General features: G+C 62.5%; 22 protein-coding genes. 7 read left to right on the top strand and 15 right to left on the bottom strand.

Annotated elements, in window-relative coordinates; genetic code table 11:
• Positions 1–32: 32 nt before the first annotated feature.
• Genes RJ40_RS06855 through RJ40_RS06840 form a run of 4 tightly spaced genes read right to left on the bottom strand, consistent with a single transcriptional unit; the run spans position 33 to position 2215 of the window.
• The gene (locus RJ40_RS06855; protein ID WP_265580116.1) at positions 33–530 is read right to left on the bottom strand and encodes an NUDIX hydrolase; all 498 of its coding nucleotides are present in this window, start codon (positions 528–530) and stop codon (positions 33–35) included.
• The gene (queC, locus tag RJ40_RS06850; protein ID WP_265580115.1) at positions 527–1198 is read right to left on the bottom strand and encodes a 7-cyano-7-deazaguanine synthase QueC; all 672 of its coding nucleotides are present in this window, start codon (positions 1196–1198) and stop codon (positions 527–529) included. Before queC ends, RJ40_RS06855 begins: the two co-directional genes overlap by 4 nt.
• Positions 1199–1200: 2 nt before the next feature.
• Entirely contained in the window at positions 1201–1815 is a 615-nt protein-coding gene (locus RJ40_RS06845; RefSeq protein ID WP_265580114.1) for a 7-carboxy-7-deazaguanine synthase QueE, read from the bottom strand.
• Positions 1802–2215, bottom strand: a complete 414-nt coding sequence (locus RJ40_RS06840; protein WP_265582623.1) for a 6-carboxytetrahydropterin synthase — start codon at positions 2213–2215, stop codon at positions 1802–1804. The genes RJ40_RS06845 and RJ40_RS06840 overlap by 14 nt, the downstream gene beginning before the upstream one ends.
• A gap of 166 nt (positions 2216–2381) precedes the next feature.
• Here RJ40_RS06840 and RJ40_RS06835 point away from each other — a divergent pair, with 166 nt between their 5' ends.
• Genes RJ40_RS06835 through RJ40_RS06825 form a run of 3 tightly spaced genes read left to right on the top strand, consistent with a single transcriptional unit; the run spans position 2382 to position 5654 of the window.
• Positions 2382–2810, top strand: coding sequence for a 30S ribosomal protein S12 (locus tag RJ40_RS06835; RefSeq protein WP_265580113.1), 429 nt, complete (start codon positions 2382–2384; stop codon positions 2808–2810).
• 5 nt (positions 2811–2815) lie between these two features.
• A complete protein-coding gene (locus RJ40_RS06830; RefSeq protein ID WP_265580112.1) occupies positions 2816–3430 on the top strand; it encodes a 30S ribosomal protein S7 in 615 nt (204 codons plus the stop codon).
• Between the two features lie 31 nt (positions 3431–3461).
• Entirely contained in the window at positions 3462–5654 is a 2193-nt protein-coding gene (locus RJ40_RS06825) for an elongation factor EF-2 (protein ID WP_265580111.1), read from the top strand.
• A gap of 452 nt (positions 5655–6106) precedes the next feature.
• On the opposite strand, the gene RJ40_RS06820 is transcribed toward RJ40_RS06825, so the two are convergent.
• Positions 6107–6484 (bottom strand): hypothetical protein, encoded by a 378-nt coding sequence (locus RJ40_RS06820; RefSeq protein WP_265580110.1) that lies wholly within the window; start codon positions 6482–6484, stop codon positions 6107–6109.
• Positions 6485–6508: 24 nt separating this feature from the next.
• On the opposite strand from RJ40_RS06820, the gene RJ40_RS06815 reads away from it, so the two are divergent.
• The gene (locus RJ40_RS06815) at positions 6509–6688 is read left to right on the top strand and encodes a hypothetical protein (RefSeq protein ID WP_265580109.1); all 180 of its coding nucleotides are present in this window, start codon (positions 6509–6511) and stop codon (positions 6686–6688) included.
• Positions 6689–7052: 364 nt separating this feature from the next.
• Entirely contained in the window at positions 7053–9098 is a 2046-nt protein-coding gene (locus RJ40_RS06810; protein WP_265580108.1) for a putative cobaltochelatase, read from the top strand.
• Positions 9099–9330: 232 nt separating this feature from the next.
• Here the strand turns inward: RJ40_RS06810 and RJ40_RS06805 are convergent, their stop codons facing one another.
• The 4 genes from RJ40_RS06805 to RJ40_RS06790 are packed head-to-tail and all read right to left on the bottom strand — an operon-like array spanning position 9331 to position 13502.
• Positions 9331–10494 carry an aconitase X catalytic domain-containing protein gene (locus tag RJ40_RS06805; RefSeq protein ID WP_265582622.1) on the bottom strand — a complete coding sequence of 388 codons (1164 nt, stop codon included), beginning with the start codon at positions 10492–10494 and terminating at the stop codon, positions 9331–9333.
• The gene (locus tag RJ40_RS06800; RefSeq protein WP_265582621.1) at positions 10494–11735 is read right to left on the bottom strand and encodes a UbiD family decarboxylase; all 1242 of its coding nucleotides are present in this window, start codon (positions 11733–11735) and stop codon (positions 10494–10496) included. The genes RJ40_RS06805 and RJ40_RS06800 overlap by 1 nt, the downstream gene beginning before the upstream one ends.
• Positions 11728–12285, bottom strand: coding sequence for a UbiX family flavin prenyltransferase (locus RJ40_RS06795; protein WP_265580107.1), 558 nt, complete (start codon positions 12283–12285; stop codon positions 11728–11730). Before RJ40_RS06795 ends, RJ40_RS06800 begins: the two co-directional genes overlap by 8 nt.
• 14 nt (positions 12286–12299) lie before the next feature.
• Positions 12300–13502, bottom strand: a complete 1203-nt coding sequence (locus tag RJ40_RS06790) for an HD domain-containing protein (RefSeq protein ID WP_265580106.1) — start codon at positions 13500–13502, stop codon at positions 12300–12302.
• Between the two features lie 49 nt (positions 13503–13551).
• Here RJ40_RS06790 and cofD point away from each other — a divergent pair, with 49 nt between their 5' ends.
• Complete coding sequence (gene cofD / locus RJ40_RS06785; protein WP_265580105.1) at positions 13552–14469, top strand: 2-phospho-L-lactate transferase; 918 nt, start codon at positions 13552–13554, stop codon at positions 14467–14469.
• On the opposite strand, the gene RJ40_RS06780 is transcribed toward cofD, so the two are convergent.
• Positions 14441–15262: an MBL fold metallo-hydrolase gene (locus RJ40_RS06780; protein WP_265580104.1), complete on the bottom strand. Its 822-nt coding sequence runs from the start codon at positions 15260–15262 to the stop codon at positions 14441–14443. The genes cofD and RJ40_RS06780 overlap by 29 nt on opposite strands.
• 432 nt (positions 15263–15694) lie before the next feature.
• Here RJ40_RS06780 and RJ40_RS06775 point away from each other — a divergent pair, with 432 nt between their 5' ends.
• On the top strand, positions 15695–16588 hold the full coding sequence (locus RJ40_RS06775; RefSeq protein WP_265580103.1) for a cation diffusion facilitator family transporter: 894 nt from the start codon (positions 15695–15697) through the stop codon (positions 16586–16588).
• A gap of 269 nt (positions 16589–16857) precedes the next feature.
• Here the strand turns inward: RJ40_RS06775 and RJ40_RS06770 are convergent, their stop codons facing one another.
• The 5 genes from RJ40_RS06770 to RJ40_RS06750 form a co-directional block, all read right to left on the bottom strand.
• Complete coding sequence (locus RJ40_RS06770) at positions 16858–17262, bottom strand: arsenate reductase ArsC (protein ID WP_265580102.1); 405 nt, start codon at positions 17260–17262, stop codon at positions 16858–16860.
• Positions 17263–17340: 78 nt separating this feature from the next.
• Positions 17341–17676: a putative zinc-binding protein gene (locus tag RJ40_RS06765; RefSeq protein WP_265580101.1), complete on the bottom strand. Its 336-nt coding sequence runs from the start codon at positions 17674–17676 to the stop codon at positions 17341–17343.
• A 6-nt stretch (positions 17677–17682) separates the two neighbouring features.
• Positions 17683–18135 carry a putative zinc-binding protein gene (locus tag RJ40_RS06760; protein ID WP_265580100.1) on the bottom strand — a complete coding sequence of 151 codons (453 nt, stop codon included), beginning with the start codon at positions 18133–18135 and terminating at the stop codon, positions 17683–17685.
• A complete protein-coding gene (locus tag RJ40_RS06755; RefSeq protein WP_265580099.1) occupies positions 18135–18377 on the bottom strand; it encodes a thioredoxin family protein in 243 nt (80 codons plus the stop codon). The genes RJ40_RS06760 and RJ40_RS06755 overlap by 1 nt, the downstream gene beginning before the upstream one ends.
• Positions 18364–18633 (bottom strand): hypothetical protein, encoded by a 270-nt coding sequence (locus RJ40_RS06750; RefSeq protein WP_322743865.1) that lies wholly within the window; start codon positions 18631–18633, stop codon positions 18364–18366. The genes RJ40_RS06755 and RJ40_RS06750 overlap by 14 nt, the downstream gene beginning before the upstream one ends.
• Between the last annotated feature and the right edge of the window lie 3 nt (positions 18634–18636).

Below are 18636 nucleotides of genomic sequence, written 5' to 3'. Positions count from 1 at the left end.
GATAAACCACACGCATCCCGGCGTACAGGCCTTCACCTGAGGCACCGGCAGACGATCGCAATCGTCTTGGCGTCGGCGATCCGGCCGTCCCGGCACATCGCTCTCACCTCGGAGAGCGGCACCCGCACGACCTCGATCATCTCGTCGTCGTCGGGGTCGAACTCGTGCGACGGCGTCAGCCCCCGTGCCTCGAAGAGGTAGATCTTCTCGTCCGAGAAACCGGGGGTGGTGTAGACGAACCCGTGCGGGATCATCTCCGCCGCCGCCAGTCTGCACTCCTCGATCAACTCCCGGTGCGCCGTCTCGACCGGTGCTTCGCCGGGGTCGAGGGTGCCGGCCGGGGCCTCGTAGATGTACTCCCCGATCGCAAACCGGTATTGCCGGATCAGGTAGCAATGGTCGTCCTCGATCGGGAGCATCGCCGCCGCGTTCCCCGGTCTCACGACGACCCGCTCCTTCTCCCTTCCGTCTGGCAGGGTGAACTTATTCAACTCCACCTTCAGGCGTTTCCCTGCATAGATCTCAGTCATGCTCTCTCCACGTATGGAATCGGGTCTTCGATCCCCAGGGCCCTGAACGCTTCGAGCCTGAAGTGGCAGGACTCGCAGACCCCGCACGCGGCGTCCGAGTTCTGGTAACAGGACCAGGTGTGCTCGTAGGGCACGTCGAGAGCCAGACCTTTCCTGAGAATCTCGGTCTTGTTCATCCTGACAAAGGGGGTCATCAGTGTGATCGGCTTTTCCCGTGCGGTTCCAAGATCCACCGCACGCTGGAAGGCCTCGATGAACTCAGGCCTGCAGTCAGGATAGCCTGAGAAATCGGACGACTGCACCCCGATAAAGACGGCGTCGGCGTCCCGAGACTCGGCATAACTGACCGCCATCGCGAGGAGGTTCCCGTTCCTGAACGGCACATAGGTCTTCGGGACGCCGTCCTGCTCCTCCCTGAAGTCCTTGACCGGGATCGAGGGGTCGACCAGGGCGCTCGCCCCGAACTGACTGAAGTACCCCACGTCCACCTTACAGAACTCTTCGGCACCGAGGAGCCCGGCGATCTTCTCTGCACACGCCCGTTCCTTCTCCTCGGTCCGCTGGCCATAGGTGAGGTGGAGGGCCAGGATCTCGTAGCCCATCTCTGCTGCCGTATAGGCGAGGGTGGTCGAGTCCATCCCGCCTGAAAGAAGACATACCGCTCGCATCGTCATCTCATCTCCAGGTGTTTATGGAGCTGGATCTGGAACCGCACCGGCAGGCCTGAGTTGAGCACCCAGGCGGCGATCCCACGCTCGTCCGATCCATAGACCGGCGAGATGAAAACCTCGCCCCTGACCGGGCAGCGAGTGATGACCTCTTCGGCATACGTGAGGTCGCGGGCATCGCCGACGACGAACTTCACCGAGTCGGAGGCCCTGATATGCTGGAGAAGGGCGATGTCGCTCTTCTCCCCCGACGACGGACACTTGACATCCATGCAGACGGACGCAAACGGCTGGACCGGACGGAAGTCGACGGTCCCGTTCGTCTCGATCTCGACGGTGTAGTCCATCCGGTGGAGGCGGCGGCACATCTCGGCCACCTCCCCTGCCTGGAGGAGCGGTTCGCCGCCGGTGATGCAGACGTGCCGACGACGCATCCGCCAGATCTGGTCGAGGACGACATCGACACTCACCTCTTCGCCCTGGCGCGGATCCTGCGCTCCCGGCGTATCGCACCACCGGCACCGCAGGTTGCACCCGGCAAGGCGGAGAAAAGTGGTGGGTCGGCCCTGGTGTATCCCCTCTCCCTGGAGGGACCCGAAGATCTCACAGACCCGCATACTCGATCTCCGCGTAGCAGGTCTCGGCCTCCCAGACCCTGATCTTTGTCACCGTTGCATCGCTCCCCTCCTCGGCACACGCCCTATTGATGAGGTCGGCGATGACCGCTGCGAGCACCTCGCTCGTCGGGTCGCCCGTCGTGGTCACGACCTCCTGGAAATGCCCCAGACATTCTGCCATGGGATCCTCCTCGTTGAGGATGACCTGGTGGTCGAAGCGGTCCACCACGTCCTTTATGGTATTGAAGTCGACGAGGATCCCGGTCCGCGGGTCCGGCGTCCCCTTCACCCAGACCTCCACCCGCCACCGGTGACCGTGGAGCCGGTTGCATTTGCCCTGGTAATGGAGCAGGCGGTGGCTCGCGTCAAAGTGCGCGACCTTGTAGATACAGGTGACCATCATGTATCATTCGGCGGGCGGGGATATAAGATTATTATACAGTACGTCTCATGAATACTACCAGGTTTCTGGATGATGGACAATACATAAATTCAATCCGCGCTTTGGTATATACCACAGTGAGGAGTATCCACATCCAGGAATTCGACTCCAGAGAGGGTATTCAATGGGAAAGGGAAAATTTGCAGCCAGAAAGCTGAAGCGCGAGGCCAACAAGACTCGTTGGAACGATGTGAACTACGCACGTCGTGAATTGATGCTCGACATTAAGTCTGACCCGCTCGAGGGCGCCCCACAGGCCCGCGGCATCGTGCTCGAGAAGGTTGGTGTCGAGGCCAAACAGCCGAACTCGGCAATCAGAAAGTGCGTGCGTGTCCAGTTGATCAAGAACGGCCGTCAGGTCACGGCGTTTGCCGTCGGCGACGGTGCTATCAACTTCATCGACGAGCACGACGAAGTGACAATCGAAGGTATCGGCGGCCGTCTCGGCCGTTCCAAGGGTGATATCCCTGGTGTCCGTTTTGCGGTGACCAAGGTCAACGACGTATCTCTCCCTGAGATGGTCCTCGGCCGTAAGGAGAAGCCGCGCAGGTGATCGTGATGACTGAAGTAGAAGTTCCTGTCGAGGCAGAAGAACCGCAAGAAAGCGGTGTAAAGAGGCTCCTCTTCAACAAGTGGGATCTCTCTGAGGTGCAGATCAACGACCCCGGCCTTGCCAGGTACGTCAACCTCACCTCCATGATCGTGCCGCACTCCTGCGGGAAACTCTCGCAGCAGCAGTTTGCAAAGAGCGAGATGCTCATCGTTGAGCGGCTGATCAACAAGATCATGCAGACCGAACACAACACCGGCAAGAAGCAGGTGGCAATCGGGATCGTCGAGCGGGCCTTTGAACGGGTCTACCAGAAGACGAAGAACAACCCGGCCCAGGTGCTTGTCGATGCAGTCTCCAATGCGGGCCCCCGCGAGGAGACGGTTCGTCTGAAATACGGTGGTATCAATGTCCCCAAGTCCGTCGACACCGCCCCGCAGCGCCGGGTGGATGCGGCTATCGGGTTCCTCGCCACCGCAACCTATAATGGCTCTCACAAGAGCAGGCGGTCGGCCTCCGACGTCCTTGCCGACGAGTTGATCGCCGCAGCCAAGGGTGACGCCAAGTGCTTCTCGGTCTCAAAGAAAGAGGAACGCGAGCGTGTTGCCAAGGCTGCACGATAAATAACTTTTTTTTGAGTTCTGAGGCGTTTCCATGACTAGAAGAAAAAAGATGGTAGAGCGGGTCACCGAGCTGATGGACAAGCCGGAGCGGATCCGTAACATTGGTATTGTAGCACACATCGACCACGGAAAGACCACCCTCTCGGACAACCTGCTTGCAGGCGCCGGGATGATCTCCGAGGAACTCGCCGGTCGTCAGCTCTTCATGGACTCTGACGAGGAGGAGCAGGCCCGCGGGATCACCATCGACTCGTCCAACGTCTCGATGGTCCACGAGTACTCCGGCGACGAGTACCTCATCAACATGATCGACACCCCCGGTCACGTCGACTTCGGTGGCGACGTCACCCGTGCGATGCGCGCGGTGGACGGCGCGGTTGTCGTCGTGGACGCTGTCGAGGGCACCATGCCCCAGACCGAGACAGTGCTCCGCCAGGCCCTCAAGGAGGGTGTCAAGCCTGTCCTGTTCATCAACAAGGTCGACCGCCTGATCAACGAGCTCCAGGTCGATGCCACCGAGATGCAGATCCGTCTCGGCCGTGTCATCGACAAGGTGAACAAGCTCATCAAGGGCATGAACGAGAAGATGTACAACGAAGGCTGGAAGCTCGACGCTGCAAAGGGCACCGTCGCATTCGGCTCGGCACTGTACAACTGGGCGGTCTCTGCTCCGTTCATGAAGAAGTCTGGCGTCAACTTCGGCGAGGTCTTTGATCGCTGCCGCGCCGAGGACATGAAGACCCTCGCCAAGAAGAGCCCGCTCGCCGAGGTTCTCCTTGATATGGTCGTCAGGCACCTGCCAAACCCGATCGAGGCACAGGACCGTCGTGTCCACATCATCTGGCACGGCGACTATGATTCTCAGGTTGGCAAGTCCATGATCGACTGCGACCCGAAGGGGCCGGTCGCCATGATGGTCACCGACATCTCCTTCGACCCGCATGCGGGTGAGGTTGCCACCGGTCGTCTCTTCTCCGGCACGCTTCGCCGCGGTGAAGAGGTCTACATCTCCGGCACCGCCGGCAAGTCCAACCGTCTCCAGCAGGTCGGTATCTTCATGGGCCCCGAGAGGATCGAGGTCGAGAGCCTCTGCGCCGGCAACATCGCCGCCGTCACCGGTCTCAAGGACGCCATCGTCGGCTCCACCGTCACGTCGATGATGGAGATGACTCCGTTCGAGTCCCTCCAGCACTACTCCGAGCCGGTCATGACCGTCGCCGTCGAGGCGAAGAACATGAAGGACCTCCCGAAGCTCGTCACCGTGCTCCGTCAGGTCGCCAAGGAAGACCCGACGGTCAAGGTCACCATCAACGAGGAGACCGGCGAGCACCTCATCTCAGGGATGGGCGAACTCCACCTTGAGATCATCACCGGGAGGATCGCGAGGGACAAGGGTGTCGAGATCGTCACCTCCCCGCCGATCGTCGTCTACCGTGAGACGGTCTCCCAGAAGGCCGGACCGGTGGAGGGCAAGTCCCCGAACCGCCACAACAGGTTCTACATCGAACTCGAACCGATGGACCCGAAGATCGTCGAGTTGATCAAGAGCGGTGAGATCTCCATGAACCTGCCTGAAATCGAACGGCGTGAAGCCCTTATGGAGGCAGGTATGGAGAAGGACGAGGCCAAGAATATCAAGGCTATCCACGGCACGAACGCCTTCTTCGACATGACCAAGGGTATCCAGTACCTCAACGAGACGATGGAACTGGTCTTCGAGGGCTGGCGCGAGGCTCTCGCCGGCGGTCCGCTCGCCGAGGAAGAGGTTCAGAACCTCAAGATCCGCCTCGTCGATGTGAAGCTCCACGAGGACGCCATCCACCGCGGTCCCGCCCAGGTCATCCCTGCGGTCAGGTCGGCGGTCAAGGCCGGTGTCCTCATGGCAGGCGACACGCTCCTTGAGCCGATGCAGAAGATCCAGATCACGGTCCCGATGGACCAGATGGGTGCTGCTACGGGTCAGATCCAGGGTCGGCGCGGCCAGGTCTTTGACATGCAGAGCATCGGCGACACGATCACTGTCGTCGGCAGGGCGCCGGTGGCCGAACTCTTCGGGTTTGCGGGCGACCTCAGGTCGGCGACCGAAGGGCGTGCGATGTGGTCCACCGAGTTTGCCGGGTTCGAGATGGTGCCGTCCGGTCTCCTGAGCGAGGTCGTGATGAGCATCAGGAAGCGTAAGGGTCTGAAGGAACAGATCCCGAAGCCTGACGATTATCTGGCGTGAATTCCCTCTCTCCAGAATAATTTTTTAAGATGTGGACAGTGGCGGAGTCCCTTCTGTCTCCTCTGGCTGCAGGCAGGGGGGATGGCGTCGCTGATTCTGTGCCGTTATGTTTCTGATGGGATGCCGGGGGACGGTGTCGCGTTTTTCAGGATCTTTTCCCGGTGTTCTTCTCTTCTGCTTGATCGATAGGTGCGAGGTGGACCTGCAGGTGAACTGAGTGCCGCCCCCACTGAAGAATTTTCACTGCCCTCTCGCACCGTGGGGGCGTTGCCCCCCGGACCCCCCACGGTGAAGATAACCGGGGGGCGGCAATTGAACAGTATCCTTCAGGTGCCCTGTTGCGAGGAGAGGAATCAAGTATCCCTCCGCACTCAGGAGAACTGCAACGAGAAATTTTCATCACGTATGCTTGAGCCCGGGGTTCATGTCAAATTCTACACAACCGAAAAAATTCACCTGAGCAGCACCTTCACGTACGACCTGGGGCAGAGGACGCAGGCGCAGAAGGCCTCCCGTTCGCCGACGGCGACAACCTCGGTTTTCATACTTCCGATCGTCTCTGTGAAACCCGGTTCCCTGCTCTCCATGTACTGGAGGAAGCGGCGCAGTTCCAGGAAGGGGCGAGCGGGTTCGGCGACGAACTCGAAGGCCTTCAGGTCTGCTTCGATGGAGGAGGAGCGGGCGAGGTCTTCGTCGAAGTAGATCCAGACCTCGATATCGTTGTCCTCCTTCATCGCCCGGAGGGTGGCGAGGTCGACGGTGTCGCCCGGTATGAGGTCGTGTCCTGTGGTCTGTGAAGGGTGGGAAGTCGGATTCTGTCGACGAGACATGAGGAGAGATCGCTTTCATCCGTGATGAACGATCTGGTACTCTCTCTCCGCCCGAAGATCAGGGCCAGGGCTCCGGGTCTGACGGTGTTCTGTGACCCTCTCCGGCGGTATCGCGTCAGCACCATATGCTTCACGGCGCTCCGGGGCAGCGTGAAGAGGCAGAGGGCGCCGATGGTGAAGGACCGGATCCCGGTGACGGGGTAGGTGAGCGGGTTGACGATCGCGATGGTCTTGAACCGTTTGGAGAAGGACTCGACTTCGATGATATCATATATTGTTGCCGCTGACGTATTATGAATTCATAGGATTCGGTATGAAATACATATTCTGATATTGATCGCTTTTCTTCGGGCTGTTGCGGCATATGGGGCTATTTATCGCCCTTATGCGGGCGGAATCATCATCTTCAGGATCTGTTCTTCTCGGTCTCCGGCACATTATTCCTGATCGACGGGAACGGTAGCATCCGGAGGGTTCTCATACGTGATATTATTCAAAATAATCGGGCTTGTTTTTCATAACACCAATTATGAAAAGTTTATTACGGAGGGGACGAGAATTTTTGTGAATGGTTTTCCATGCACGGAGGCACGTCCTCCCTTTCACCGCGATCATCGGGCAGGAAGAGATGAAAAAGGCCCTTCTTCTCAATGCGATCAATCCCAGGATCGGCGGAGTCCTGATCAGGGGTGAGAAAGGAACGGCAAAGTCCACCGCGGTGAGGGCGCTCGCGGCACTTCTTCCCGAGATCGAGGTCTCGGAAGGGTGTCCGTTCAACTGCAACCCGGCGACCCTCAGGGAGATGTGCGAGGCCTGTGCGGAAAAGATGCGGACCGGTGGCATCACGGCAGAAAAGAGACAGGTCAGGGTCGTCGACCTCCCTCTCGGTGTGACCGAAGATCGGCTCTGCGGGACGATCGACATCGAGCGGGCGATCAAGGAGGGGGTCAGGGCGATCGAGCCTGGTATCCTCGCCGGCGTGAACCGGGGGATCCTCTACATCGACGAGGTCAATCTCCTCGATGATCATGTTGCCGACGTGCTCCTCGATGCCGCTGCGATGGGTGTGAATGTCGTTGAGCGCGAGGGGATCTCCCTCTCCCACCCGGCGCGGTTCATCCTCATCGGGACGATGAACCCGGAGGAGGGAGAACTCCGCCCTCAACTCCTCGACCGTTTCGGGCTCCAGGTGAGCGTCGAGGGGATCGAGGACGTCGCGAAGCGGATGGCGATCGTGAAGGTCGCGGAGGGGTTCGAAGCAGACCCGGACGGGTTCGCGCGCTCCTGCACATCCGAACAGGGCGATGTGAGGGAGAAGATCTTCGAAGCGCAACGGCTGCTGCCTTCGGTCACGGTCTCTGACGAGATCCTCGAACTCGTGGTGGGCACCTGTGTCCGGATGGGGGTGAGGACACACCGCGCCGAGATCACCGTCGTGAGAACGGCAAAGACGATCGCCGCTTTCGACGGACGTACCGAGGTCGATGCCGAGGATGTCAGGGAGGCGATGGAACTTGCCCTGCCCCACAGGATGCGGAAGAAGCCCTTCGAAGAACCGAAACTTGACCGGGAACACCTCGACGAGGCGATGGAGCATGCTGAGCAGCAGCGCGAGGAACGGTCCCGGCATCAGGGAGAGGCGGACGAGAGGCCGCCCGAGCAGGAGGGCGGCGAGGGTGAGCAGGGGGGGATGCCCGACACTCCTCCTCCCCGGGGCGGCGAGGTCGAAGAGCAGGTCTATGATATCGGCACCCCGATCGATCCTTCCGGCGTGGAGATGTCCCGGCGGCGCGACCGGGTGAGACGACGGAACCTGAGGGGGAGACGGGTGGAGACCCTCTCCGCAACCCGCGCGGGCACGGTGCTCTCCTCGCGGTACCCGAACGGCACCGGGGACATCGCCCTCGACGCCACGCTCAGGGCGGCGGCACCGTACCAGCGCCGCCGGGAACACAACGGGCTTGCCGTCGCGATTCAGGAAGGCGACCTCAGAGAGCGGGTCAGGGTCGGCCGGGTCTCGACTTCGTGTCTTTTCGTCGTCGATGCGAGCGGTTCCATGGGGGCCGAGAAGAGGATGGAGGCGGCGAAAGGGGCGGTCCTCTCGATGCTCCTCGATTCGTACCAGCACCGCGACCGGATCGGGCTGGTGGCCTTCAAGGGGACCGAGGCCGACCTCCTCCTCCCTCTCTCTTCGAGCGTCGACCTCGCACGAAAACGGCTTGAAGACCTGCCGACCGGGGGCAGAACCCCCCTCCAGGCCGGACTCTCGAAGGGGCTCGAGGCCCTCATCAACGAACGGAGAAAGAACGGGGAGGTGATCCCGATGATGGTGCTGATCTCGGACGGCCGCGCAAACAGCCCGGGGGGAAGCGAGGTCAGGGACGAGATCATCGGTCTCGCCGGAGAGATCAGGGCGAACGGGATCCGCACCGTCGTCATCGACACCGAGACGACCGGAAGGACGCCCTTCGGGATCAGGCTCGGGTACTGCCGGGATATCGCCGAGCAGGCGGGGGGGCGGTACTACCGCATCGGCGACCTCACTCCCGAGGGTCTCAGGGATATCGCCGCCCGTGAACAGACGGCGGTGGCTTCGCCGTGGAGGATGAGGTGAATCAGGGGAGCGAGGATTTTCGAGTTTTGTAGAATCGTTCTGACGATCGTTCTGCGTGGGGGGGCGGGCCGCCCTCTCATTATGGTTTTCACTTCACCTTCCCGTCCCTATCGACATCCCGTGGGTCCGGGGGCAGCGCCCCCGGTGCGATGGTGGGGGAAGGCAAATGTTGAGATCTGTCCCCCCAACAAAAAAAGAAAAATGGTTCTCTGTTCTCTCTGGAACTCTTGTTTCACGACGTGGCGACGGTCACGCACTCTTCGAGGGTGCCGATCCTGGCCACCGCCCCGCACATTGTCGGGACATACGCGAGGGCCTTGCCCGAGTTGACCATGATCCGGTCGTAGCGGTCCAGGGCCGGGGAGACGACGACGCAGGTGTCGGCATAGACCTTTGCCCCGCTCCGCTCGATCGCGCTGACCGCCTGCGGGTGGTCGGCGATGACCCCGCGGGCCGCGAAGACGAAGAACGGTTTTGTCACCGTCTTGCCGATCAGCATACTGCTGAGGGTTTCGAGTTCCTCCGGGGAGAGGTGCGGGCACCCGACGGCGACGGCGTCGACGTCCATCGCCGAGAAGACCTCGCGCACCTCGGCCATGCTCACCTCGATCGTATCGGGAACATCTTTTTTGAAGGCCGGGAAGCGGGTCTCGGGCGTAATGGTGTCCACATGGAAGAGGGCCACCGCCCCGCTCGCCGCCATCGCCGCGCCCATCGCCTTGAGCTGGTCGCGGTTGGGCCTGATCCCGGTGAAGAAGGGGATCCTGTTCCCGATGCTCTTGCCGGCCACATACCCGAGTGCGCCGAAGTCCGCGGCGTCCTTCAGGTCTGAGGGATCATCGATGACGACCCCGACGTCGGGCTGACGGTTCTTGAAGATGTGCAGCCCGTAGAAGGGAGTCTTCCCGATGATCCCCGCGGCCAGGGCCGCCGGCCCGCCCTCGCGGTTGGTCCGCGCCCCGATGACCGAGTTGGCATAGCAGACCGCGGAGGACTCGGCCCATGCCAGGTGCTCGCCGAACTGGGTGATGGAGAGATAATACGGCGTGCAGGTGCACTCGAGTTCGATCCCGAGGTGTTCGTAGGCCTCGACCACCTCTTTCTGCTTTGCCGCGAAGTCCTCAGGGATCTCCATCTCCTTCCAGCGCAGCCGGTCCATCCCGATCGGGTTGAGGACTGTCGGGACCACGACCTTCGCGTCCATCTTGCGCAGCCACTCGAGCCCCCACTTCCCGATGGTCTTGTACGAGGCTCCGCTCACCTGGGCGCTCGTGATCGGGATGAGTTCGTCGGCCCCGAAGACCTTCCCGAGGCCGACCAGGAGTTCCATCATCTTCTGGCGGGTTTCGCCATATTCACCATTGAGGATCTGCTCGTCTTCCGGTTCCAGTTGCATCATTCATCCCATCCTGCACGTACAAATTTCTCTTCTTCTCCCAGGGTCATCGTGGCGTCGACCCCGATCTTCACGTTCGTCCCGTCGCCCTCGCGGCAGGGGTCGAGGGAGGAGCCCCGCACCCCGGCGACCACCAGGAGGTCGCGGTCGCCCCGTACCCTGGTGGCGATGGCGTACTCCACGTCCTCGGGGTCGAAGGGGTCGATGTCCTCGTCGACGACCACCACATGCTTGAGGGAGGTGTGCGCCGCGAAAGCCGCCATGATCGCGTTCTTCCCGTCGCCCTGCGTGTTCTTGCGGACCTGCACGATCCCGTGGAGGTAACCGCAGCCGCCGGTGGTGAGGACGACGTTCCTGACCGTCGTCACCCCTGCCACCGCCCGGTAGATCTTGGGCTCGTACGGGACTCCCATCAGGAGACGGTGCTCGCTCCCGCCGGGAAGGATGGAGTGGTAGACCGGGTTCTCTTTCGTCCACATCCCGGTGAACTCGATGACCGGCTGAATCCGTTCGAAGTCGTAGGTGCCGGTGATGTCGACGAACGGCCCTTCCTCGGCGGTCTCGTTCCCGATATAACCTTCAAGGACGATCTCTGCCTCAGGGACCAGGACGCCGTTGGGGCATTCCCAGACCGGGAGGTCGCCGCCGAGGAGTTCTGCGGCGAACTGGAGTTCCCGGCCTTCCGGCACGCGGGTGCAACTCGCAAAGGTCACCGCCGGGTGCGCCCCGATCACCACCGCGACCGGCAGGCGCTCGCCCCGCGCCAGGGCCTCCCGGTGCATCACGTAGGTGTGCCGGCCTTCCACCAGGCGTGCGGCCACCCGGTCCTTGCCGGTGACCATCATCCGGTGGATGGAGGCGTTCTCCACGCCGTCGAGGCGGGAGAAGACGATCCCTGCGGTGATATACGGGCCGCCGTCCTTCGGGTAAAAGGTCATCACCGGGAACTCTGAAAAGTCGGCCGGGCGCATTTCGAGTCTGCCCATCGGTTTGAGGTTGCCCTCATACGTCGCCGCGGCAAGCCGCCGGATCAGTCCCTTCTCGTCGGCGCCGAGGGCCGCTGCAAGGGCCCTGCGGTCGGCGGTGAGGTTCATCACCGCCTCTTTCCCGTCGCAGTCATGGAAGTAAAGGACCCGGTCGGTCTTCACCGCCATCTGCGCCGCCTCGAACCTGGTCGAGACCGGCCGCTCGATCTCGTCGACCAGTCCCTGCTCCCGCATCTCGTCGATAAACTTACGCATCATCATATCCACTCCATCGTGTCCCGATATCGTGATCGACTCCCAGGTGGTCGAGGATCCGCGCCACCACCATATCCACCAGGTCGTCGATCGTCTGTGGTCTCCCATAGAATGGGGGACTAGCCACCATCACCGTTGCGCCGGCCTCGTCGACGGCGAGCATGTTCTTGAGATGGACCCTGGAGAGCGGCATCTCCCGCAGGACCAGGATGCACCGCCGCCTTTCCTTGAGACAGACGTCGGCGGCTCTGGCGATGAGGGTGCTCGAAAGCCCGGTGCTGACCGAGGCCAGGGTCTTCATCGAGCACGGGACGATGACCATCCCGTCGTACCTGAACGACCCACTGGCGATCTCGGCGGCCAGGTTGTGGTTGTCCTCCCTGATCACCGGGAGGTCGGAGAGGTCGATCCCTTCGTGGCGTGCGATCTCCTCTGCAATTTCAGAAACTACAAGATATACCGTCGCCTGCTCGCTGAGCACCTCGAGGAGGCGGCGGGCATAGACGATCCCGCTTGCCCCGGTCACCCCGACAACATATTTCTTCTTCATCTCTCTTGTTCTCCTCAGATCGGCAGCCGGTCCTGCTGGGTCGGCCTCTTGATGTGGAGCACCTCGGTCGCCGCCTGCTCCACCACCTCCCGCTGGTCCCGCACGGTGTAGACGCCGAGCCGCCACTGCTGCCGGCGCGTCTCGTTCAGGGTGGTGAGCAGGGGCGAGACCTCTTCGAGCCCGACCAGGGCGTCGCGGTCGCGCACCCGCACTCCCATCGACATGTCGGTCGGGAAGGGTGGGATGTCGACGAGCACCGTCCAGGGCTCGACGCCGGCGGTCTCCGCGACTGCCCTCGCGATCTGCCTGCTCTCTCTCATCGAGGTCCGGCCCTGCACGGCCGCGGCATTCACCCGGTCTCGTCCTACATATGCCGCCCGCTTATAGAGCCGCCTCGTATACAAACGCGCCGCGAGGTCTCTGGCCACCGCGTCCGGCGAGCCGAGGAGGCGGGTGAAGAGGGCGGCATCGTCCATCCGCATCAAGGCGCCTACGTCCTCGCCGGTCCCCTCCAGGTGGGAGAGGAGGGCGAGGTGGAACATGCTGGTTGCGATCCTGGAGACGTGGTGATAGTAGACGACCGGGCGCATCAGGGTTCTGGCGATGAGCAGCGACTCGGCGGCGTTGATCCCGCTGAAGTCGAGGCCCACACCGTTCTCGGTAAGCACCGTCGAGCGGACGAGTCGTCCGGCGTCGACAAGCCCGTAGGGGACGCCGGTATAGTGGGCGTCGCGTAGCAGATAGTCCATGCGGTCCACGTCCAGGTCGCCATGGATGAGCCCGGCGAACCGGTGACGGCCGTTGATGACCGCCGCCACCTCGTCCGGGTCGAGCCCGCAGGCGTCGAGGAGTGCGGCGGTCGCCCCGGTGGCCAGGAGCCGCTCCACCTCCTCGTGGCCCCATCCGAGCAGTTCGACCATGAAAGCCTCGCTCACATGGGAGAAGGGGCCGTGGCCGATGTCGTGCAGGAGTGCGGCGGCGGTGACCAGGTCGGTCTCGTCAGGGGCCAGGTCGAGGTGGCGAGCGAGGGTGGTCGCCAGGTGCATTGTCCCGAGCGAATGCTCGAAGCGCGTGTGGTTGGCGCCAGGATAGACGAGGTGGGCGAAGCCGAGTTGCCTGATGTGGCGGAGACGTTGGAGCACCGGCGAGTCCAGGAGGGTGAGCGCGGTCTCTCCCACTTCCACGTCGCCATGTACCGGGTCTTTGATGATTTTCATCAGGCGTTCAGTTAAAAATCTTCATGTATGGACAATTAAACTATTCTCTATGATTACGTTCCTTTCAGGCGGGACCGGCACCCCGAAACTCCTGCGCGGGATGCGCAATCTCGTCAACGACGATCAGATTGCGGTCATCGTCAACACGGCGGAGGACATGTGGGTCTCGGGCAACCACATGTCTCCCGACATCGACACCGTGCTCTACCTCTTTGCCGGACTCCTGAACACCGACACCTGGTGGGGGATCAGGGGCGACACCTTCTCGACCCACAAGTTCCTGGAGCAGTTCACCCATGACGAGTTTATCGGCATCGGTGACAAGGACCGGGCGGTCCATATCGCGAGGGCGCGGATGCTCTGGGACGGCGCCACGCTTACCGGGGCGACGGCGGCCCTGGCCGGGGCGCTGGGAGTCCAGGCCCGCGTCCTCCCGATGACCGACGCCGAGGTGACGACCTATGTGGAGACGCCGGAGGGGCCGATGCATTTCCAGCAGTACTGGGTGGGCCACCGCGGCGAGGTGCCGATCGAGGGCGTGATCAGGAAAGGGGAGGCCGCGCCAAAGGCGACGCCCGAGGCCCTGACCGCGATCCGCGAGGCCGACGCTGTAATCATCGGGCCGTCCAACCCGGTGACAAGTATTTCGCCGATCCTGGAGTGTGCAGGGGTGAGGGAGGTGTTGAAGGATCAGTTCGTCATCGCCGTCTCTCCCTTCATCGGGGACCGCCCGGTCTCAGGCCCGGCCGCCGCCCTGATGGAAGCGTGGGGGATGGAGCCCTCGTCGGCAGGAACCTACGAACTCTACAAAGACTTCGTGGACGTCTTTGTCCAGGACCGGCGGGACGAGACCGAGGTGCCGGGTGCGATGCGCCTCGACACCCTGATGTCCAACGAGGGGAAGGCCGAGGCCCTTGCCTGGGAACTGATGGCGGTGGTCAGGAGCGCTGTTCAAAGGAGAGCCTGAGCCCGACCCCGGTCTCGCAGACGTTCGCCGCCCCCGCGAGGGCGACGGTTGCGGGCAGGCCGGTGCAGTGGCAGGGGTGGATCCGCTCCGCGCCGAGGTCTCTGAAATAGCGGCAGGTCGCCTCGATCTGTTCGGACGATGCGTCGAGGAGGTGGAAGCCTCCGATAACGTCCGCCACCTTTTTTTCTCCAGAGACCTCCCGTGCGTACTCGACCGTCGAGCAGATCCCGGTATGGGCGCAACCCGTGACGACCACCAGTCCTTCGTCGGTGCGGCAGGCAAGGGCGGTGTCGTCGGGAACCAGGTCGGGCGCGCCCTCCGACGTCCCGATGGCGTCCCTCCCCTCGAAGGCGAAGCGCCGGGGTATCTCGCCGAGGAAGACGATCTCGTCGGTGATCCGGTGAGGTGTGCGCGAGAGCCGCACCCTCCCGTAGCGGGCAAGCGTCTCCTCTGAGGCGACCATCCCGATCTCGTCGCCGTCGAACTGCACGCTCCTGAAGAGCGCGGGGTGGGCGAGGAACTCGGGTCTCTTCTTGTTCCCTGCGGTGACGAGGTGGCGGAGGAGCGGACCGAGTCCCCAGGTATGGTCGAGGTGGCAGTGGGAGAAGACGACATAATCGGCGTCGCAGGGCGCAATCCCCATCGCGAGGGCGTTTCTGAGGAAGACGTCCGAGTATCCGAGGTCGAAGAGCACCTCGGTGTCCCGGTCCCTGATGTGGATGGAAAGGCCGGGTTCGCCGAGATAATAGTGGTCGGTGAGGACGGTGTTGTCGCAGAGGGGGGTGATGTCCATGGGGATGGTGGGGAAGGCGGTTTGATAAAGGTGTGGTGAAGGGCCTGGAGGAGTGGGTGTGGGAATCAGAAGTCTTGAGGGGAAGAGTATGAGATCATAATGCCGCCCCCCATTATAGGAATTTCACCGCCGTCTCGCGCCGGGGGGTTGCACCCCCCGGAACCCCCCACGATGAAGATAGGGGTGGGGCGGTGAGAGGCGATGTTTCTCATCTGTTGTTTTGCTGTGAGGAGAGTGATCGGGATCTCGGTCGCGGCCTTCCCGGTCCTATCTTCATCCCGGGGGTCCGGGGGCAGCGCCCCGGCGCGGGGATGTGGGAAGGCATGTGATCGGAAATTGTGAGGGGGCCGTATGAGGTCACAGTGCCGCCCCCCCGCAGGATCTTCACCGCCGGGGGCAGGTTCATACCCACAGGAACCCACACACCCCGGCATGCCACTCAGGCGGGGCGGCGAGCGGGCGGCCCTGAAGGTCGCCGTCATCCTCACCGCAGGGTATCTTGCGGTCGAGGCGGTGGCCGGGGTGTTCTCGGGATCGCTTGCCCTCATAGGGGACGCGGGGCACATGTTCAGGGACGTCCTCGCCCTCCTCCTCTCCCTGGGTGCGGTGGTCATCGCCGAGCGCCTGCCCACCAGGACGCGGACCTGGGGGTATCACCGGGTGGAAGTCTTCGTCGCCTTCGTCAACGGACTGCTCCTTGTCGTTCTCGCGAGCACGGTCGTCTGGGAAGCCTTCAGGCGTCTCGCCGATCCGGTGCCGGTCGCCGGGCCCCTTATGGCCGCGGTGGGAACGGTCGGGCTTTTGGTGAACCTCTATGTCGCCTGGAGACTGCACGGGGCAGAAGACCTCAACGTCCGCAGCGCCTATCTCCACGTCGTCGGCGACACCCTCTCCTCGGTGGCGGTCGTCGTCGCCGCGGTCTGGATCGCCGTCACCGGCCAGACGATCGTCGACCCCCTTCTCAGCATCGGGATTGCCCTCCTGATCCTCCTCGGTTCGATCTCGCTTCTGCGGGAGACGGTCGGGATCCTCCTCCAGTTCGTGCCCTCAGGGATCGACTTCGACGAGGTGGTGACGGCGATGGAGAGCGTGGACGGCGTGGAGGAGGTGCATAATGTCCATCTCTGGGCGCTCTGCTCGCACATCAACGTCCTCGACGCCCATGTCGTCGCCTGCACCGACGATATCGTGGAGATCGAGGAGATAAAGAGGGAGATCAGGAGAAGGCTCAGGCGGTATGACGTCCAGTACAGCATCCTCGAGTTCGAGCCCGAACCCTGCCCTGAGTCTGCGCTGCTCAGGAGATTGAAGGGGAAGGGGGAGTGAGGGGGAGTGGATCAAGTGGGAGCAATCATATCATTTATCCGCAGAATCTCGCACGCTCCTATCCTCGCGATAAGGGGTTCGGGTTCCCTGAATCCCCACTGTGTGGCGATTGAGGGGGGACGGCAGGGGGATCAGATGAGACGGTTGCCCCGTCTCTCGACCGAATCCTGTCGCCCGCCAGTAGGGGTAGAGAAGAGATGGCGAGTAGTCGGCTATGGGGACACTCGGCCATGCACATCGAAAATCCCTCCCCCTCCCGACGCCCCGGTTCACCCGAACCGCCCGTCGATCCACCTGATGATATCGTCTCTCACCTTTCTGAACCCGTCGAGCACCTCATCATCGCTCCCGGAAAAGGCCCGCGGGTCGGGGAACTCCTCGTGGATGACGGTCTTTGCCCAGGGAAACATCGGGCAGATCCCTCCCTCGCAGACGGTCACCACAAAGTCCATCTCCTGATGAAAATAGACCGAGAGGGCCTTTGTCTCCTGGCCGGAGAGGTCGATCCCGATCTCGGCCATCACCGTCACGGCCCTCGGGTCGATCTCTTCGGCGGGGGCGGTGCCGGCAGAATATACCTCGTACCGCTCCCCATAGCGCCCCCTCAGATACCCCTCGGCCATCTGGGAACGGGCGGCATTGTGGGTGCAGATGAAGAGCACCTTCTCTTTCATGCACCCCCCTTGTCGCGGTCTGTTATAATAATCGCGCCTCTCCTGCGAGAAAAGAGAGATGAACGGCGACGGCCCTTCTCAGACCGTCTCCCGCAGAACTGCAACGACCCGTGCGATCTCGTCGTACCGCACCTCTGCCATACCGTTCTTGACGACCCCGAGATCGGTCGCCACGATATGGACGTCAGGCACGATCCCGAGATTTACGAGTTTCTTTCGTCCGCAGGCGTCGGTGCAGCCGTCGAGGGCGATCACCCGACCGCCCGCAGGGACGGCCGCCGGTGCCAGGTCTCCGGCCTGGACGACGTCATCGAGGGCCGAGGGGTGGCGCTGCCTGAAGGTCGCCGCCGCCTGCGTCGTCAACTTTCCGGTGTTTGAGACGCCCGAACAGGTCACCAGCACCACGCCGTCCATGGAGGTTCACTCCTCGTTACAGCCGCAGCCGCAGCCCCCGCCACAGCCGCAGTTTTCCTGCTGCCCTGGCTTTCCCTTCCCTTCCCAGGCCGCGGAGACGATGCACTCGATCTCCTCGTCCGAGATGGCGAGGTCAGAGGACTTGGCGACCCCTTCTTTGGTGACGATGATCACCTGGTCGGGTGCGATCCCCTGGGCCTCGGCAATCTTCGAGGCGCAGGCGACCGGGCAACCGTCGAGGACGACGACCTCGTCGGCCTCGCCGCACTTTGTCTTCACCGGCCCGGCCCCGGTGGCGAGCTGCGCCGTGCAGGCCGGGCTGCCGAAGCCCTCGACCGCGAGCTGGATCGCGGCGAGGTTGGTGATCTGCCCGACATTGGAGGCGCCGGCGCAGGCGAAGATGATCCGCTTCGGTCCCTCGCCCTCGCCGCCGCCGCACCCGCAGCTGCACTCCGCCATCAGGCCACCTCCGAGAGGATCTCCTTGATCTCGTCGACCGTCGGGACGCGGCCCTCGACCTTCATCTCGCCGTCGACCGCAAGGGCCGGGGTGAGCATGACGCCGCGGTCGGTGATCGCGTTGATCTCCTCGACCTTGACAACCTCGGCCTGGACACCCGTCTCGGCCACCGCCTTCTCAACATTCTTTGCCGTCCGCTTGCACTTTGCGCAGCCTGTGCCAAACACTTCAATCTTTACCATGGTTGTTCGCCTCTTTTTGATAGATTCCGAGGAGCGCTTCACCGTACATCTGCTCCGCGCTCTTCGGGATATAGTTGTAGATCTTTGTTCGCTTCACCAACTCTTCGGTGAGTCCGGGCTCCGAGGTGATCCCGAGCGCTTCCACGTCTGCGATCACCTTATCGAGCATCGAAAGCCCGACGACGATGCCCCCGACGTCCACCTGTCTGATGCGTCTGAGGGCCTCTGCTGCACAGCATGGTTTGTCTTCTTTCATGAT

Source organism: Methanofollis aquaemaris (genome assembly GCF_017357525.1).
Classification (GTDB): Archaea; Halobacteriota; Methanomicrobia; order Methanomicrobiales; family Methanofollaceae; genus Methanofollis; species Methanofollis aquaemaris.
The sequence above is the reverse complement of the archived record's forward strand: the minus strand, read 5'-3'. Positions and strand labels throughout refer to the sequence as shown.

Excerpts from the sequence above, each read along its gene's own strand:
- RJ40_RS06775 (WP_265580103.1), top strand. The coding sequence starts at position 15,695 with ATGCCACTCAGGCGGGGCGGCGAGCGGGCGGCCCTGAAGGTCGCCGTC.
- RJ40_RS06830 (WP_265580112.1), top strand. The coding sequence starts at position 2,816 with ATGACTGAAGTAGAAGTTCCTGTCGAGGCAGAAGAACCGCAAGAAAGC.
- RJ40_RS06815 (WP_265580109.1), top strand. The coding sequence starts at position 6,509 with ATGAACGATCTGGTACTCTCTCTCCGCCCGAAGATCAGGGCCAGGGCT.
- RJ40_RS06760 (WP_265580100.1), bottom strand. The coding sequence starts at position 18,135 with ATGGCGGAGTGCAGCTGCGGGTGCGGCGGCGGCGAGGGCGAGGGACCG.
- RJ40_RS06795 (WP_265580107.1), bottom strand. The coding sequence starts at position 12,285 with ATGAAGAAGAAATATGTTGTCGGGGTGACCGGGGCAAGCGGGATCGTC.
- RJ40_RS06835 (WP_265580113.1), top strand. The coding sequence starts at position 2,382 with ATGGGAAAGGGAAAATTTGCAGCCAGAAAGCTGAAGCGCGAGGCCAAC.
- RJ40_RS06770 (WP_265580102.1), bottom strand. The coding sequence starts at position 17,262 with ATGAAAGAGAAGGTGCTCTTCATCTGCACCCACAATGCCGCCCGTTCC.
- RJ40_RS06790 (WP_265580106.1), bottom strand. The coding sequence starts at position 13,502 with ATGAAAATCATCAAAGACCCGGTACATGGCGACGTGGAAGTGGGAGAG.
- RJ40_RS06805 (WP_265582622.1), bottom strand. The coding sequence starts at position 10,494 with ATGCAACTGGAACCGGAAGACGAGCAGATCCTCAATGGTGAATATGGC.
- RJ40_RS06810 (WP_265580108.1), top strand. The coding sequence starts at position 7,053 with ATGGTTTTCCATGCACGGAGGCACGTCCTCCCTTTCACCGCGATCATC.
- RJ40_RS06765 (WP_265580101.1), bottom strand. The coding sequence starts at position 17,676 with ATGGACGGCGTGGTGCTGGTGACCTGTTCGGGCGTCTCAAACACCGGA.
- RJ40_RS06750 (WP_322743865.1), bottom strand. The coding sequence starts at position 18,633 with ATGAAAGAAGACAAACCATGCTGTGCAGCAGAGGCCCTCAGACGCATC.
- RJ40_RS06780 (WP_265580104.1), bottom strand. The coding sequence starts at position 15,262 with ATGGACATCACCCCCCTCTGCGACAACACCGTCCTCACCGACCACTAT.
- queC (WP_265580115.1), bottom strand. The coding sequence starts at position 1,198 with ATGCGAGCGGTATGTCTTCTTTCAGGCGGGATGGACTCGACCACCCTC.
- RJ40_RS06840 (WP_265582623.1), bottom strand. The coding sequence starts at position 2,215 with ATGGTCACCTGTATCTACAAGGTCGCGCACTTTGACGCGAGCCACCGC.
- RJ40_RS06800 (WP_265582621.1), bottom strand. The coding sequence starts at position 11,735 with ATGCGTAAGTTTATCGACGAGATGCGGGAGCAGGGACTGGTCGACGAG.
- RJ40_RS06755 (WP_265580099.1), bottom strand. The coding sequence starts at position 18,377 with ATGGTAAAGATTGAAGTGTTTGGCACAGGCTGCGCAAAGTGCAAGCGG.
- RJ40_RS06820 (WP_265580110.1), bottom strand. The coding sequence starts at position 6,484 with ATGTCTCGTCGACAGAATCCGACTTCCCACCCTTCACAGACCACAGGA.
- RJ40_RS06825 (WP_265580111.1), top strand. The coding sequence starts at position 3,462 with ATGACTAGAAGAAAAAAGATGGTAGAGCGGGTCACCGAGCTGATGGAC.
- RJ40_RS06845 (WP_265580114.1), bottom strand. The coding sequence starts at position 1,815 with ATGCGGGTCTGTGAGATCTTCGGGTCCCTCCAGGGAGAGGGGATACAC.
- cofD (WP_265580105.1), top strand. The coding sequence starts at position 13,552 with ATGATTACGTTCCTTTCAGGCGGGACCGGCACCCCGAAACTCCTGCGC.
- RJ40_RS06855 (WP_265580116.1), bottom strand. The coding sequence starts at position 530 with ATGACTGAGATCTATGCAGGGAAACGCCTGAAGGTGGAGTTGAATAAG.